This window comes from Vibrio variabilis, from assembly GCF_003263785.1.
In the GTDB taxonomy this organism is placed as follows: domain Bacteria; phylum Pseudomonadota; class Gammaproteobacteria; order Enterobacterales; family Vibrionaceae; genus Vibrio; species Vibrio variabilis.
Window position 1 is genome coordinate 24,553 of the sequence record NZ_JYJK01000110.1, and the last position, 15,848, is coordinate 40,400.

Below are 15,848 nucleotides of genomic sequence, written 5' to 3' on the forward strand. Positions count from 1 at the left end.
AATAACAAATTCGAAACTAAGGAATGAGCCCCTATGAGAAGTTTTACGTTTTCTTGTGAACTGCCAAACGGCGTTCACGCGAGACCAGCGGGTCATGTAGAAACCCTTTGTAATCAATATAACTCCAACATCGAATGGCAAAACGAACGTACCGGCTTATCCGGCAACGCTAAGAGCGTTCTCTCTCTTATTGGTACGGACACCCTACTCGGTGACAAATGTGTGATTACCATTGAAGGCGAAGATGAAGAGATTGCACTAGAAGCACTGCAAAGCTTTATTGCTAATGAGTTCCCGCACTGTGATGCGCCGCTAGAAAAAACTCAAGCCGATGAAGAGCAACAGCCACTGCCGCGTAACCTATCGAATCTCACCGAAGGCGTCGTACGAGCAACATCTGTCAGCTCAGGTGTTGGACGCGGCGTTGTAGTGAAAGTTGGGGCAATCAATTTTGACCAACTCCCTTATATGCCAGAAGTCAAAGCGCTAGAGAATGAGCAACGTGATCTCTCTGCTGGTATCGCACATCTTGCAAAATCTATTGAAATGCAAGCAAAAACCTCTGTCGATACCGAAAGTGAAGTGCTCGCGGCGCACCTGTCTATCTTAAAAGATGACTCTTTTGCTGAACAGCTATCCACCAATCTTGTTGAAGGACGCAGCTGCGCACAAGCGATTGTTGCTACTGCAAAACACTATGCGGAGCAGCTACAAAAGTCGTCTAGCCAATACCTGCGCGAGCGTGAGTTGGATATTCGCGATGTCTGCTTCCAACTGCTACAAGCCATTTATGGTGACGAACATTACACAAACCAGCTGGAATTAACTGAGCCTTCAATTTGTATGGCTGAAGATCTCACACCTAGCCAGTTCTTAGAGTTGGATAAATCACTGTTGAAAGGTTTGGTTTTAACTCATGGCGGAAGCACGTCACATACCGTAATCCTAGCGCGCTCATTTGGCATTCCAACCGTTGTCGGTCTTAAAGACGGAGCGCTGGATCAAGCAATTGGTAATGAAGTGTATCTCGATGCCAACTTAGGCGCGATTGTCACCGACCTGTCTGAGCCAGTCATTCGCTACTATGAACAAGAAAATCGAGTCATTGCAACCGTTCGCGAACGCCAAGCAGCCTTCAAGGACACTCAAGGAATGACCCAAGATGGCAAGAAATTGGAAGTGGCTGCCAATATCGCTCACTCAGTAGAAGCAAAAGCTGCGTTTGAGTCAGGTGCAGAGGCGATTGGTCTGTTCCGCACTGAAATGCTCTATATGGATCGCAAAAGCGCACCAAAAGAAGACGAACTCTACAACATCTTTTGCCAAGCCCTGGACGCAACTTCGGGCCGCGCGATCATCGTGCGCACCATTGATATTGGTGGCGACAAGCCAGTTGATTACCTCAACATTCCAAAAGAGAACAACCCGTTCCTAGGCTATCGTGCGGTTCGTATTTATGAAGAGTTTTTGGAGCTATTTAAAACGCAGCTTCGCGCTATTTTAAGAGCTTCTGCCCATGGTCCACTGAAGATTATGATCCCAATGATTTCCTCGATGGAAGAGATCTTGTGGGTGAAAGACATACTCGCCGAAGTACGCCAAGACCTGCGTAAAGAGCAAGTACCCTTCGATGAGAAAATTCCACTCGGGATCATGATGGAAGTGCCATCGGTGGCGTTTATTATCGACCAGTGCTGTGAAGAAGTAGATTTCTTCTCTATCGGTTCAAACGACCTAACTCAGTACTTGATGGCAGTAGACCGTGACAACGCGAAAGTCACCAAGCACTACAATAGTTTGAATCCAGCATTCTTGAGAACACTTGATCATGTGGTCAACGAAGTACACCGTCATGGTAAATGGATTGGTTTGTGCGGTGAGTTGGGCGCGAAAGGCTCAGTACTACCATTGCTTGTTGGTCTAGGGCTAGATGAAATCAGCATGAGCGCACCAAGTATTGCTGCAACAAAAGAGCGCATTTCTAATCTAGACAGCCGTGAATGTCGCCAACTACTGAATAAAGCAATGCAATGCCGCACACCACTGGAAGTCGAACATCTGCTTGCTCAGTTCCGCATGGCGCAAACAGAAGCACCACTTATTTCTGAAGACTGCATCAAGCTGGACCTCGATCTTCGAAGCAAAGAAGAGGTCATCAAAACCCTTGCTGACAACTTGTTCCTAACCGGCCGCTGCCGCTATCCAAACAAGTTGGCTGATGACCTTTGGGCACGTGAAGATGTGTTCTCTACTGGTCTAGGTTTTGGTTTTGCGATTCCTCACACTAAAAGTGAGCACATTGAACAATCTGCGGTCAGTGTTTGCCGACTCGCCAAGCCTATTCAATGGGGAGATGAAGAAGCGCAGTTCGTCATCATGCTGACGCTGAACAAGCATGCGGCGGGTGACCAACACATGAAGATCTTCTCTAAGCTTGCTCGTAAAATCATGCATGCTGACTTCCGTGATGCGCTGTTCAACGCCAGCTCGAGTACCGAAATTGAACAAAAACTGATGGCGGAGCTAGAACTGTAGTCCCCACAAACATGGTAGTAAGAAGGAACCAAAACCTTCTCACCTCTGACTTGGACTGAGGCTCTAGTTCGGCTCCAAGTTTTGGCGAAGTAACCTCATTCGTGTCCAGTGTTACTTCGCCCTTTTTCGTTTTAAAAAGGCTTAAAATTATGTCAACGATCGATTACCAACCTCTTCTAGACACTCTTATTGAACAAGAGAATCAGCTCCAGTTCCCCTATTTTAACCAACAAACCGCTTGGGATATTGGCTGCGCACTGCGTGCTCGAGCTGAGCAAAAACAGGCCAAAGTCGCGATTGATATCACCATTGGCGAGCAACGGCTGTTTTTCACTGCGCTCGAGGGCGCGACATACAACAACCAAGAATGGGTAAGACGCAAATCAAACGTCACCAAACGGTTTCAACGCAGCTCTTGGTACATGAAGCATTACTTGGAAATGAAAGGGAAAACCATCGCTGAAGCCTCCTTCGTTGACACACAAGATTACAGTCCTTTTGGGGGCTCGTTCCCAGTTCGCATTCAAAATAGCGGTATGATAGGAACGATTACGGTTTCAGGTCTGCCTCAACAAGAAGACCACCAGCTAATCGTCGACGTACTCTCTTCGTATTTAAAATAGGAACACTTATCGTGACTACGCTTTGTTTTAAAGGTCTATTATTCGACCTTGATGGTACCTTGATCGACTCCATTCCTTGTGTCACCCGCACTTGGTCAACCTGGGCTGAATCTAAAGGGTTAGACCCAGACTATGTCATGTCTCGCATCCATGGAAGACCTGCCATTGAATCCATTGCCGAACTGCTTGACGCACCGGTTTCCTCCCCTGAAGTTCAAGCTGAATTTGACTATTTGGAACAGTATGAAGCCACCCACACCGACGGAACCGTCGCACTGCCCGGCGCAATTGATCTTCTAAAGGGTTTGAACGAGCTTGGCATTCCATGGGCAATCGTCACATCCGGCACCCTACCTGTCGCTACCGCGCGCATTAAAACCACGCAACTACCTCAGCCAAAAGTACTGATAACGCCCGAAGTTCTCAAACAAGGTAAACCGCATCCAGAGCCGTATCTACGCGGAGCAGAGGCGCTAGGGCTAGATGCAAAAGACTGTATTTGCTTTGAGGATGCGTCTGCTGGTTTGGAGTCGGGGATTGCTGCAGGATGTATGACGATTGCGGTGTTAAGCCACGCGTCTAGAGAGCAGTTACCTAAAGCTGATAGTTACGTGAACGCTCCGAAAGATGTTGTAGTTCGCCGTGTTGATGGTGGGTTTGAGTTGGATGTTTGATACTTCGCTCAAAATCAGGCGACGCGCAGCGAGCCTTTAGCTCCTCCCCTTTAAAGCGGGGCGCGTAGCCGGGAGGCTGGGAGGGTGCTCTTTATGTTTTAACTCGCTAAAATACAAAAGAAAAAGAACTCAAAAGCACCCCTCTAACTCCCCGGCTACGCGCCCCGTTATTAAGGGGGAGAACACTAGGGGCTCGCTACGCATCGCCGTTTTATTAAACCCTAAACTGCCCCACAACATCATCCAAACTCTGACAACGCTTCTCAAGGCCAACGCAAGCACCTTCCGCACGCTTGATGATCTCGGCCATTTTATGGCTATCCTCAGCAATTTTCTGAATACTTGCGTTTAGCTCACCGCTCACCGATGTTTGTTGCGACGCCGCCGTTGCGATATGCGTGTTCATCTCATTGATGATGCCAACGGAGTTTGATATCTCGCCAAGAGCGGTCGACGCGCTTTGCACCAATGAAATTGTTTTCTCACTGGTTGAACGGCTGGATTCCATTGCATGAACCACAACGTTGGTGCCTTCTTGAAGACGTTCAATCATTGTTTGAATGTCTCCGGTGCTTTCTTGAGTTTTGCTCGCCAAAGAACGAACCTCGTCGGCCACTACCGCGAATCCACGTCCTTGCTCACCAGCCCGTGCAGCTTCAATTGCTGCGTTGAGGGCGAGCAAGTTTGTTTGTTCGGCAATACCACGAATCACATCAAGTACAGAGACAATATTGGTTACATCTTGATTCAAGCGTTGAACACTTTCTTCAGCTGCAGAGATTTCAGTCGCTAGCCCTTGAATAGATGTAACAGTATCACCAATGCCTTGATTAGCAACGGCCGCTTCTTCTGCACTTCTGTCAGTCGCTTGTGCGGCTTCTTGAGCATTCTGACTGACATTCTCACTCGTTACGCGCATTTCATTAATGGCCGTCGCCACCATGTCACTTTCTTGCTGTTGAGATTGAGAAGATGCGGTGATGTCAGACGCTAGCATAATCAACTCTTGAGTTTGCTGTCTTACTTGCGTCGTTGACTCAATCACTTCTGTCACCGTCGCTTGAATTTTGCCCACAAACAGGTTGAATGACTGACCTAGTCGGCCAATTTCATCACCGGAAGTCACATCCACACGACGCGTCAGATCGCCCTCACCTGAGGCAATATCGGCCATTGATTGCTCTAGACGCTGGATTGGACTCACGATCAAACGCGTCACCCAAGCAGCCAATGCCAGTGCAATTACAATCGCCAATAATGTGCCAACTTCAATAGCAAATTCGGCTTCTTTGACTGCTTTATCGCTATCGACGCGAGCTTGATTTTGGAGTCTCTCCATTTCATCAAGAATGACTTTCAAGTCGCTTCGCATCGTCGTGAACAAGTCTACCAATCTGGCTTTATCTTTAGAGAATGCCGCCATGGACTGTTCTGGATCAGCAAACATCGCTTCATAACCTGCAACAAACTGCTTTGTGTTGCTCAGCAGCGTGTCGAGGTATGACTGGAAACGCGAATCAAGAATGCCTTGGTCGATGAGCTGCTGAACAATCTCTACCCTTGGCACCGCGTTGTAAGCGTTATCTTCAAATTCGAATTTTTGCTTATCAAACTCAACAGGATCGCCATTAGCAACTAACATCGCATAGCTTGCGCCCACAACTTGATAGTAGTCACGATAAGCATCTTCTAGAGAGTTCATGACCGGGGTGATGTGGTCGTTGAGCTGATCATTTATTGCGGCTTGCTTGTTAAACAGCAACACGTTGTAAACTGCGAGACCACTGAATATCACCGCCATTAACAGCACGGGCAACAACATTTTTAGCCGTAGGCTGGCATTATCAAACCATTGCATACATTACTCCAATTATTAGACTTAACTTTATTTTTCTTTCTCTGTTATCGCCTAAAAATCGGCACCCTTTAGAACATAGCGTGCCCTATGTTAGATTAGTCGCACTTATTTATGAAAATATAAGGATAATCCGACAACTAACCGTCTGATTTATAAATAGCTCTCAGCGAATGTTTCATTTTCGTTACAGCCCACAATGCGCTAAACTGAAACCTGTTTGCGGTTATTACAAGGATGTTGGGTTATGCCAGACCGTCGTTCAGACACCTCTCAATCCCTACGAAAGATTTTAATATCAGGTGGTTGCGCCATTATGGTGCTGCTCGCAATTTTCTTCTACATCGAGCGCTCATTTGACCAAACTAAACAACAACTCATTGGGCTCCAAAAAGATGTACTAAAAGCGGCGAATTCAATGCTTATGATGCGCCGTCATGAGAAGGACTTTATTGCGCGAGTTGAAAATCAATATGTCGAAAAAATGGAGTCGGAATATCAAAGCATTCTGTCCCAAATTGGACAAATCAATACCGGAGTGATGGAGTCTGAAATCAGCATTGATTACAACGGACAACAAGCACTCGCCAATGTAGATGCGTATACCCAACGATTTTTCAAACTCGGAGAATTAGTGGTCGTCATTCATGGCGCAGACCAAGGAGAAGGTCTGATTGAACATTTTAAAGATAAGGTTCTTACGCTCGAACACGCGCTCATTCGCGCCAATTCAAATAACATCGACCAGATAGCGCTTGTCACCAAAGACCTGATGTACCAGTTCTTCAGCGACCTTGACCCTAACATTTTGCCGCGTATCGACCGCAATCTCACGCAGCTTCAACAAGCGATTACTCAAGAGCAGTTGGGCTTTGAAACCTTCAGCCAATTTCAAGAATTCAAACTCGCATTTTACGCTTTGCAAAGTGCCTATGAAGAGTTTGGCTACACACATCAGCAAGGCGAACTTGGCAAGTTAAGAGCCACCATCCACCAGTTGGAACAATCACTCAATAGCTTGTTTACTGATTTACCGCCATTAATTGCGGCCAAGCTCAGCGACTATGAATCCTATCGCGTCATGTCGGCGCTGGCTTTGGTCGCCGCTATTATTTTGGTCCTTCTTAGTGTTACCCAACGAGTGACTGCACTAGAGAAGCAACTCATCCAAGCGCGCAAGGACGAAGCACAAGCTAGCAGGGCGAAAAGCGCCTTTCTTGCCAATATGTCCCATGAAATTCGCACACCTCTGAACGGCATATTGGGAATGACAGAGATACTTTCTGACACTAAGTTATCCGCTAGCCAAAAGGACTACCTAGAGACGATTAACGCGTCTTCACAAACGCTGTTGATGTTGATTAATGACATTCTCGATCTCTCCAAAATCGAATCAGGGCACCTTGAGATTTGCCCTCACACCACAGCCATCAAGGAAACTATTTATGATACTGCCGCTCTTATAGCCCCCAAAGCGCAGCAAAAGTCACTGGATATCATCATCGACATAGACCCAAACGTGCCTGATTACGTTCAAGCGGATGAACAAAAGGTGCGTCAGACTCTAATGAATCTGGCATCCAACGCCATCAAGTTTACCGACACTGGAAGCATCTCCTTTGCGTTAAAAGCCATTCACTCCAGTGACACTGAGGTCTCTATCGGTTTTAGCGTCAAGGACACTGGCATTGGTATTGACCCAGAAAAACAGCGCCACGTATTTGAAGAGTTCAAGCAAGAAAATTCGGATACGTCTAAACACTATGGGGGAACCGGGCTGGGTCTCGCCATCTGTGCAAAAATGGTTGAGATGATGGGCGGCAAGATTGAGCTTCAATCAAAGAAAGGTTCTGGTAGCCTGTTTGGCTTCACATTGACTTTCCCGCGTGATAACCATGAGGTTAACAGCGAGGAGAGTTTGAGCATCGCCTATATTTCTCAAAAGCCGAGTGCTCTACTGATCAACGATCTACAACGCTTTGGTTGCAACTTAACTCAACTTTCAGATGTAAGCGACGAACTCTTAAACCTCAGCACAAATACTATCGTTATTTCAGATGACGCACACCAGATTGCACAGCTACAAAAAGCCAGTGCCCGTTATCGTTTCGTGTTGCTGCGCGATAATAAACATGGACAAGAAAATTCAGATATCAACGTCGATGGCTACCTAACTGCCCCACTTTTTGGTAACCGGATGATGAACACGCTTCGACAGATTGCGGCTATTTCCCGCGAAAACATGACTTCTAACCACGCTACCAGCAACAACGCTGATGGAACTCACACCCTTGTTACTTCCGCCGCTGAAACCGAGAACACTTCAGAGACTGTTACATCTACAGAAAGTAATGAAGATCTAAACAGACGCCATTTCAAAATATTGGTGGTCGAAGACAATAAAGTGAACCAGCAAATTGTCAGCCTCAATTTGAAGAAGCTCTCCATCGATTTTGTCATTGCTAATAATGGGCAGGAAGCCGTCGATATTTATCAGCATCAACACGACTCGATTGGCCTCATCCTTATGGATTGTATGATGCCTGTACTGGACGGTTTTGAAGCCACTAAAGCTATTCGAGATTATGAAAAGAGTGAGGAAATTAAACAGACTCACATTATCGCACTTACCGCATCAGTGCTGGACGATGACATTAAGCGATGTTACGACAGTGGTATGGATGACTATCTACCCAAGCCTTTCAAGCGCGACATACTCATGGAGAAGCTCGATGCTCGTATTCAAGCTTCCTAAAACTAATTCACGTGCTTAGATATATAAAAAGTAGGCACATTCATTCCAACTAAAAAGGGAGGCGATCATTGCCTCCCTTTTCGTTCACGATAGGCAGCTAGGCACCAATCACGCCACCATCTTTACGTGTAATCATCATTACCGATGAACGCGGTACTGCATTACCACCTTCCGGGAAATGCGAAGGCGCGAGATCTTCACCGGGGTGCTGAACACCGACAAACATGGTTTTGTAATCCGGCGAGAAGGTCAAGCCAGTGATCTCACAAGCAATAGGCCCGGTTAAGAAACGGCGGATTTCGCCTGTCGCTGGATCGCTACACAACATTTGGTTATTACCCATACCTGCAAAGTCACCTTTGTTTGAGTACTTACCATCTGTTTGGATCCACAAACGACCTGATTTATCAAAACCAATGCCGTCTGGGCTGTTAAACATGTTGTCTTTATTGATGTTGTCCGTACCTGCCATCAAGCCAGAGTTGTGGACTTCTGGATTACCTGCAATCACGTAAATGTCCCACTCAAAGGTATCTGACGTGTGATTTCCTGCTGTAGGGTTCCAGCGGACAATATGCCCATAAGGATTTTTTTCACGCGGATTAACCGCGTTGATAGGCTGCGACTCTTTAACACCGCGATATTTGTTGTTGGTAAGTGTACAGAACACTGACTGATTGTCAGGGTGGACGGTTACCCACTCTGGGCGATCCATGGTCGTCGCACCGACTTGCGTTGCAGCCATGCGAGCAAAAATCATTACTGATGCCGCATCAGGAAAGCCATTCTCTGGTGTTAAGCCATTCTTGCCCCAAGTCAGTTCAAGCCACTGACCTTTGCCTTTGAGTTCGCCTTGCGTGCCTTCAAACTTAGCAACATACAACGTGCCCTCTTCCAATAGGTCGCGATTCGATTCTGCACCTTCAATATACTTATTCTTAGATACGAACTTGTAGAGGTGCTCGCCGCGTTCATCATCACCCAGATACACCACCACATGGCCATCACCGTTGATCGTTAGCGCCGCATTTTCATGCTTAAATCGACCTAGCGCACTGCGTTTTTTCGGTGTCGAATTCGGGTTCATCGGATCAATTTCAACAACCCAACCGTGACGATGAGGTTCATTTGGCTCTTTACCCATGTCAAAACGAGCATCGTGTTTGTACCAATCGTAGCCACGGTCTTTCTTGTTTAGCCCATAACGTGCATAGCTTTCACCTAGATCAGAGCCTTTAGTATCGGCAAAGTAACCATTGAAGTTTTCTTCACAAGTCAGGTATGTGCCCCAAGGCGTTTGGCCATTAGCACAGTTGTTGAATGTACCTAGAATCTTCTTGCCTGACTTGTCTGCACTTGTCTTTAGTAAATCATGACCTGCAGCAACGCCTGTCATTTCCATCTCGGTATACGCGGTCACACGTCGGTTAAGACGCCCATCTAGGTTTACTTGCCACTGACCAAAGTTCTTTTTAAGTTCAATGACAGATACGCCGTGCGCGGCTTGCGCTTTACGGGCGTCATCGGCAGTAATGCTTTTACCTTGGTGAGGATACAAATATTCGTTATTGGTGTACTCGTTGTTAACTACCAAAACCGCGCGATCATTATCGATTAAGAAAAATGTCATGCCGTCATTGTTGTCACCAAACTGCATTTCTTGTGCTTTGGAGTCATTGTTCTGACTAAAAGCCGGCGCGCCTTTTTTAATCGCATCTCCCCATGAAATGAGCACGTCCGCTTGGTAACCTTCAGGTACAGTGACAGCATCTGAAGTCGAAATCGGAATAGCATCAAAACCCATCAGCGCAGACGACGCTGGTTTTACACTTGCCACCGCTTGACTTAACGGCGTAGCAGCAAAAAAACCAACGGTGGCAGCCGCTCCAGTCCCTTTTAGAAAACCTCGGCGCGACATCGCTGCATCGACAAACTTATTAAATTCTGGTTCTTGATCGAGTGGACGCTGATCATCGTCGTAATTAAATTGGCTCACGTTGACTTCCTTTTATACTAAACTTCGTAACTGATAAGTTACTGTAATAATTCACGCACAATTGTGATCCCGAGTCATGACAAACGCGTTACATTTCGTTGGCAAATAGATGTCAGTCACTTATTTTTATACCTTAAGCATTCAGTCAACATTCCATATTTATAAGGATAGTTTATGGCGCATCAGCTAAAGCGGCTTGTCCCACTTGTGGCTTTATTTACCTCTCTCTCGGCTTTCGCAAATTCTCAAGCCACAGATGCATTTGCTCCAGAAATCGCCACTGGTTTAAACAAGAAGTCACTCGTCGTCAGTCAAGATTGGATGGTCACCGCCGCGAACCCCACAGCAACCAATGCGGGTGCTAAGGTGCTTGAACAAGGTGGCAACGCTATTGATGCGATGGTCGCCATTCAACTTATGCTCGGACTTGTTGAGCCTCAATCAAGCGGCATTGGCGGCGGGTCTTTCTTGGTGTATTGGGACAGCGAGCAATCCAAGCTAACGACTTATGATGGTCGAGAGACGGCGCCAGCCGCCGTCGATAGTGATCTATTTATTGGCGAAGATGGCAAGCCGATGGGCTTTTTTGACGCCGTCGTTGGAGGGCGTTCTGTAGGCACACCTGGCACCGTAAAACTGCTATGGGACGTGCATCAGAAATACGGTAAGTTAGATTGGAAACAAATTATCGAACCTATCGCAGAACAAGCAGAACAAGGCTTCGTGATTAGTGCTCGACTCGCTAAACTGATAGCAAATGATGTGACCTTCCTTGCTAAACATCCTGATACTGCTCGCTATTTCTTGCAAAGCGACGGCTCACCGAAAACGGAAGGCACGCTACTCAAGAACCCACAATATGCAAAAACTCTGCGACTCATGGCAGCTAAAGGCAGCGATGGCTTCTACAAAGGGCCGGTCGCAGAATCTATGGTCAATGCCGTTAAAAGTCAGTCGGAAACCAACCCTGGGCTATTAACGCTCGACGATCTCACTCGCTATCAAGTTGCTGAGCGCAGCGCAGTCTGTGCACCTTATAAGCAGTTCGATATTTGTGGAATGGGACCACCGAGTAGCGGCGCACTGACACTTGGGCAAATTATGATGCTCACCGAACCACATAAGCTCGATAAACTCGGCAGTGACAACCCGGTGAGTTGGCAAATTATAGCGGACGCTTCAAGGCTCGCCTTTGCTGACCGTGGATTGTACATGGCGGACAGTGATTTTGTTGATGTGCCTTCAGCGGGCTTACTTGATTCCAACTATATGCGCTCACGCAGTGAACTCATTACACCAAACCGTGCACTGGCGTCTGCGACTGCCGGTACTCCCCTTCTGTTAATACAAGCAGCCTTTCGGCCGATCAAAGTCTTGAGCTACCTTCAACGACTCACTTTAATGTGGTCGATAGCGAAGGCAACGTCGTTTCAATGACCTCTTCTATCGAGAATGTATTTGGTTCCCGAGTCATGGCCAGCGGCTTTCTGCTCAACAATGAACTTACCGACTTTTCATTCGTGGCCGAAAGCAACGGCAAACCCGTTGCCAATCGCGTAGAGCCTAACAAACGACCTCGCTCATCTATGGCACCCACTATTGTCATGGAGCAAGGAAAGCCCTACATGGCCATTGGCTCACCGGGTGGGAGTCGCATCATAGGTTATGTCGCTCAAACTCTGATAGCACATTTAGATTGGGGAATGACTATTCAAGAAGCGATAGACCAACCGAGAATGATCAATCGATTTGGTGAAATGGATATTGAAGTCAATACACCGCTGGCTGAGTATGCACAGCAGTTTGAGAAGATGGGCTATAAAGTGAAAGCTCGTGAGCTTAACTCAGGTTTGCACGCGATTAGAATGACTTCAGAGGGACTTGAAGGCGCGGCCGATCCGCGAAGAGAAGGTATCGCAGTCGGGAAATGATGTATTCACCATTACGTTAAGGCGTTAGCAGGCATTCGAACTGAGCTAGATGCAATGCTCTACCATTGACTCGCACTGGTTCAGTTCGTTTCGAGACTCTATTAAAACCGGACTTTTCTAATACTCGTGCCGACGCAGCATTGTCAGTCGCAGCTTTCGCATAGACAAGCTTCACACCGTAATCTTTATGAAGAAGCTGCAGCACTCTAGCAACGGCAAAAGATGCAACGCCTTGCTGTTGGTAATCTTCCCCTACTCGGTAGCCCAGCTCACACTCTCTAGAAGCGCACTCTCCATGGGTGGGTTCCCCTTCAGTCAGTTGGGTCGCATTTATCCGCGCAATAATTTTATCTGATTCAACAACGACAAAAAATAGACTGGTTTCCTGCTCATGTTCGTTAAGTAGTGCTTGCTGAGCATGACAGAACGAAGCGAAATGAGAGTAGCTAGCAGGCCTGGCAGGAACATACTGTTCAAACCACGCTTTGTTTTGTTGTTCAAAGTCGAACAACGCATCAAAATGCTGTGTATTGAGTCGCTCAACATCCATTTCTGCTACCCCACATCCCTATAAGCGCGAATAGCACTTTGGCTTAAATTTTTCTAGCTGGCTTTTTTAACGAACTTAGCGGTGATCATCATCTCACCCGCTCCATCAACTTTACAGTCCAACTGATGGTCTTTGCCATCCACGATACGCCTTACCACCGCTTTGGTACCGATTTTTAACACCAATGAGCTTCCTTTGACTTTCAGATCCTTGGCTAACGTGACACGGTCACCTTCTTCAAGCTTTGTGCCGTTGGCATCTTTGATGTTGAGCTCACTGTCCTCTGCAAGCTCAACAGGGTTCCACTCATGAGCACATTCAGGACAAATCAATTGGTTTTGGTCTTGATAGACATATTCAGACTGGCAATTTGGACAAGGAGGTAACGACATAACTTCATCAATTCTTTAGCAAATAATGCGGGGTATTCTGCCTTATTACCACTTACCTGTCGACCTTAGCCCTTCTATCAAACAACCCAGCAAAGACTGTTCCAACTGCTATTTTCAATAAGAACCGAACCCGCTTCACAATTATCACGTACCAAGCCTGAGAAGACGAACTACACTGAATTCAGCTTCGTACTCTAAATACCCAAGTTAAGCACCATCGTTAGAACAAACAACAAGGAACTACGTTATGATTCAACAAGGTCAATCGTTACCAGCCTCGACGCTGAGCGAACTTACATCCGATGGCATGGTAAACCATGAGGTCGCCACACTCTTTAAAGACAAGAAGGTCGTTTTATTTGCCGTCCCAGGCGCATTTACCCCAACCTGTTCGGAAGCACATTTACCGGGCTTCATTGTTCTAGCTGATAAATTAAAAGATAAAGGCGTGGATTTGATTTGCTGCGTTTCAGTTAATGACGCGTTTGTGATGAAGCATGGGGTGACTCCCAAAATGCCAGTGAACTGATGATGCTCGCTGATGGCGATGGCGCATTCACCAAAGCCATTGGCCTAGATATGGATACCGCTTCGTTTGGTGGAGTTCGCTCTCAGCGCTACGCAATGATCGTAGATAACGGCGTGGTAACCCAACTCAATGTCGAAGCACCAAATCAGTTTGAGGTCAGCACCGCTGAGGCCATTCTAAAAGCGCTTTAATTCTTGCATGCACATGACGGTGAGCCTCTACCAAAGCCTGTTCTACCAGGGGATGCTCACCATCATGGCAATCAAAATACCAGCCGAAAAGCTCGGCCAATGAAACCGGCTACCTTCCGCTTTGTAGTACTCTCGGCGAATCTCTTCTTGAAATGTTTTTGTCGCGAGTGTTTTATCGTAGTTGTTTTGCATAGCCTGCCCTCTTTAGTTTCCCTAGATACAGGCTAAGCGTAAAACCTCAAGTTACATTGAGGTCAACAACTAATTTTCATTCGTTTTTCTTGTTATCACCTTAAGCTGTGGCCAATGCATCAGCCATCGCTTTTCTTCGATTCGTTGCAGAAAAGTGCTTCTGTCTCTTTTGGGATTGTGAGAGATATGGCCAGCTAAAAGAGTTTCAAAACCAAACGCAGCGATACATTCAAACTCATTCTCAGCAAGCTTTTTTATGCCTACTGCCGTCTCTTTCTCAGGCCAGAAACTCATCGCATGTAATGTGCTTGTGTATGGCTCGTCACCGTTTCTTTGGTGCATTAAAGCTTGATTGCGAACTTGCCATTCAAGCTCTGGCATCGCTGTTGAAAGCTGATGCTGGTAATCAAGGTAAGCGTTGGGGTCGGATTCACGTTCGTCAAAATAGACAACGTCGATATCATTGAAGGGCGTTGCGGTAGGCTTATTATGCAAATGATCCCAAACGAGGTTTCTGACAAAGCCTGCTGCGACATAACACTGAGGCAAATTAAGCCTACAAACTTGCTCTAACACCGCCAGTCTTAGCGGGTCTTGCTTAATGAGGTTCAGTATTTGCTGCATTGAATTGCCCTAGCATGTGAAGGAGCGAGCTATTGTTTCACCACAAGTAAAACCCCGCAAGAAGCGAAAGTGCCACTAGAGAGTTTGCTCAACCAACGACTTGAACGACTGTTTTTCACATGTTCACGCATTGTGCTAGCAAAGCCAGCATACAATGTCAGCACGCCACCCACAGCAAACATCGAAAGCACATAGATAGTGGCGCTATCAACTATGGTTAGCGAACTAAGATCTACGAATGCAGGAAGAAACCCCATGTAAAACAAAATGGCTTTTGGGTTGGAAAGCGTCATCACTAAGCCTGTCAACACACTGGAACCTATCCCCTCTGCACCACTTTGCTCAGTATTAGGATTCGAATGCCACACCTTCCATGCCATCCAAATTAGATAAGACGCTCCAATATACTTCAATATTGCAGCGAACTCGCCTAACAGTGAAGCTAATGTCGTTAGCCCAAGTAGCGCCAAACTAATTAAGAGTATGTCCGCAATAATCACACCGACCACCACCAGCACGCCTTGTGCCATGCCACTCGACAAACTCCTAGAGACGACAGCTAAAACACTTGGTCCCGGAATGGCTGCGGAAAGGGCTAAAGCGAAAAATAGAGCGAGTGAAGAAGACGGTGTCATTCATAGCCTTTAGAAGATATCAGACACTTAGGCTTATTATTGAGCCTGGTTGATAACTAGAAGCTTTGGAGCGTTCATTATAGAAATTTACGGTAGATGATGTAGCATCATAAAGTCGCTGTGTCGCTAATGCTGTATCTTTGACCGTATCGACAGCAAACCCCATTCCATCTTGTGCATACTGTCCCGCATAACCAACGTACTTTGACATCTTGTCTTTTGTAATGCTAAGACTATCTGGGTCAGCAAGTTTTTCGACCACATCTGCGGTACGATTTATCGTTTGAGGAGCATAACTTACCACATCATAGACTTTCATTTTTCATCCTTAAAAATGAACCCGTTACTTTATTTCACTAAAACCTG

The 15,848-nt window shown here is 46.5% G+C and carries 12 protein-coding genes and 2 pseudogenes; 6 read left to right on the top strand and 8 right to left on the bottom strand.

Annotated features, from left to right (window positions below; translation table 11 throughout):
* Positions 1 to 33: 33 nt before the first annotated feature.
* The 3 genes from ptsP to TZ48_RS19555 all read left to right on the top strand — a co-directional run bounded on the left by ptsP (position 34) and on the right by TZ48_RS19555 (position 3,832).
* On the top strand, positions 34 to 2,535 hold the full coding sequence (gene ptsP, locus TZ48_RS19545; protein WP_112480345.1) for a phosphoenolpyruvate--protein phosphotransferase: 2,502 nt from the start codon (positions 34 to 36) through the stop codon (positions 2,533 to 2,535).
* 149 nt (positions 2,536 to 2,684) lie between these two features.
* Complete coding sequence (locus TZ48_RS19550) at positions 2,685 to 3,158, top strand: heme-degrading domain-containing protein (protein WP_112480346.1); 474 nt, start codon at positions 2,685 to 2,687, stop codon at positions 3,156 to 3,158.
* A gap of 11 nt (positions 3,159 to 3,169) precedes the next feature.
* Positions 3,170 to 3,832, top strand: coding sequence for an HAD-IA family hydrolase (locus tag TZ48_RS19555; protein WP_112480347.1), 663 nt, complete (start codon positions 3,170 to 3,172; stop codon positions 3,830 to 3,832).
* Positions 3,833 to 4,046: 214 nt separating this feature from the next.
* Here TZ48_RS19555 and TZ48_RS19560 read toward each other — a convergent pair whose 3' ends face one another.
* On the bottom strand, positions 4,047 to 5,279 hold the full coding sequence (locus tag TZ48_RS19560; RefSeq protein ID WP_420822967.1) for a methyl-accepting chemotaxis protein: 1,233 nt from the start codon (positions 5,277 to 5,279) through the stop codon (positions 4,047 to 4,049).
* A 655-nt stretch (positions 5,280 to 5,934) separates the two neighbouring features.
* Here TZ48_RS19560 and TZ48_RS19565 point away from each other — a divergent pair.
* Positions 5,935 to 8,442, top strand: coding sequence for an ATP-binding protein (locus TZ48_RS19565; RefSeq protein WP_112480349.1), 2,508 nt, complete (start codon positions 5,935 to 5,937; stop codon positions 8,440 to 8,442).
* A 97-nt stretch (positions 8,443 to 8,539) separates the two neighbouring features.
* On the opposite strand, the gene TZ48_RS19570 is transcribed toward TZ48_RS19565, so the two are convergent.
* Complete coding sequence (locus TZ48_RS19570; RefSeq protein ID WP_239670996.1) at positions 8,540 to 10,360, bottom strand: PhoX family protein; 1,821 nt, start codon at positions 10,358 to 10,360, stop codon at positions 8,540 to 8,542.
* A gap of 252 nt (positions 10,361 to 10,612) precedes the next feature.
* Between TZ48_RS19570 and ggt the strand changes: the two are divergent.
* Positions 10,613 to 12,369 (top strand): annotated as a pseudogene (gene ggt, locus TZ48_RS19575) (gamma-glutamyltransferase).
* Between the two features lie 16 nt (positions 12,370 to 12,385).
* Here ggt and TZ48_RS19580 read toward each other — a convergent pair.
* Entirely contained in the window at positions 12,386 to 12,919 is a 534-nt protein-coding gene (locus TZ48_RS19580; RefSeq protein WP_112480351.1) for a GNAT family N-acetyltransferase, read from the bottom strand.
* 53 nt (positions 12,920 to 12,972) lie between these two features.
* Positions 12,973 to 13,311, bottom strand: a complete 339-nt coding sequence (locus TZ48_RS19585; RefSeq protein ID WP_112480352.1) for a zinc ribbon domain-containing protein YjdM — start codon at positions 13,309 to 13,311, stop codon at positions 12,973 to 12,975.
* A 247-nt stretch (positions 13,312 to 13,558) separates the two neighbouring features.
* On the opposite strand from TZ48_RS19585, the pseudogene TZ48_RS19590 reads away from it, so the two are divergent.
* Positions 13,559 to 14,031: pseudogene (locus TZ48_RS19590) on the top strand (redoxin family protein).
* 42 nt (positions 14,032 to 14,073) lie between these two features.
* On the opposite strand, the gene TZ48_RS25505 reads toward TZ48_RS19590, so the two are convergent.
* The 4 genes from TZ48_RS25505 to TZ48_RS19605 form a co-directional block, all read right to left on the bottom strand.
* A complete protein-coding gene (locus TZ48_RS25505) occupies positions 14,074 to 14,223 on the bottom strand; it encodes a hypothetical protein (RefSeq protein ID WP_239670992.1) in 150 nt (49 codons plus the stop codon).
* Between the two features lie 69 nt (positions 14,224 to 14,292).
* Positions 14,293 to 14,847, bottom strand: coding sequence for a nucleotidyltransferase family protein (locus TZ48_RS19595; RefSeq protein ID WP_112480353.1), 555 nt, complete (start codon positions 14,845 to 14,847; stop codon positions 14,293 to 14,295).
* A 29-nt stretch (positions 14,848 to 14,876) separates the two neighbouring features.
* Positions 14,877 to 15,482, bottom strand: a complete 606-nt coding sequence (locus tag TZ48_RS19600; RefSeq protein WP_112480354.1) for a LysE family translocator — start codon at positions 15,480 to 15,482, stop codon at positions 14,877 to 14,879.
* A gap of 19 nt (positions 15,483 to 15,501) precedes the next feature.
* Positions 15,502 to 15,801: a hypothetical protein gene (locus TZ48_RS19605; protein ID WP_112480355.1), complete on the bottom strand. Its 300-nt coding sequence runs from the start codon at positions 15,799 to 15,801 to the stop codon at positions 15,502 to 15,504.
* Positions 15,802 to 15,848 lie beyond the last annotated feature (47 nt).

Bases quoted from the DNA above. Each gene is read 5' to 3' on its own strand.
- ptsP (WP_112480345.1), top strand. From the start codon at position 34: ATGAGAAGTTTTACGTTTTCTTGTGAACTGCCAAACGGCGTTCACGCG.
- TZ48_RS19550 (WP_112480346.1), top strand. From the start codon at position 2,685: ATGTCAACGATCGATTACCAACCTCTTCTAGACACTCTTATTGAACAA.
- TZ48_RS19560 (WP_420822967.1), bottom strand. From the start codon at position 5,279: ATGTTTGCTGATCCAGAACAGTCCATGGCGGCATTCTCTAAAGATAAA.
- TZ48_RS19565 (WP_112480349.1), top strand. From the start codon at position 5,935: ATGCCAGACCGTCGTTCAGACACCTCTCAATCCCTACGAAAGATTTTA.
- TZ48_RS19570 (WP_239670996.1), bottom strand. From the start codon at position 10,360: ATGTCGCGCCGAGGTTTTCTAAAAGGGACTGGAGCGGCTGCCACCGTT.
- TZ48_RS19580 (WP_112480351.1), bottom strand. From the start codon at position 12,919: ATGGATGTTGAGCGACTCAATACACAGCATTTTGATGCGTTGTTCGAC.
- TZ48_RS19585 (WP_112480352.1), bottom strand. From the start codon at position 13,311: ATGTCGTTACCTCCTTGTCCAAATTGCCAGTCTGAATATGTCTATCAA.
- TZ48_RS25505 (WP_239670992.1), bottom strand. From the start codon at position 14,223: ATGCAAAACAACTACGATAAAACACTCGCGACAAAAACATTTCAAGAA.
- TZ48_RS19595 (WP_112480353.1), bottom strand. From the start codon at position 14,847: ATGCAGCAAATACTGAACCTCATTAAGCAAGACCCGCTAAGACTGGCG.
- TZ48_RS19600 (WP_112480354.1), bottom strand. From the start codon at position 15,482: ATGACACCGTCTTCTTCACTCGCTCTATTTTTCGCTTTAGCCCTTTCC.
- TZ48_RS19605 (WP_112480355.1), bottom strand. From the start codon at position 15,801: ATGAAAGTCTATGATGTGGTAAGTTATGCTCCTCAAACGATAAATCGT.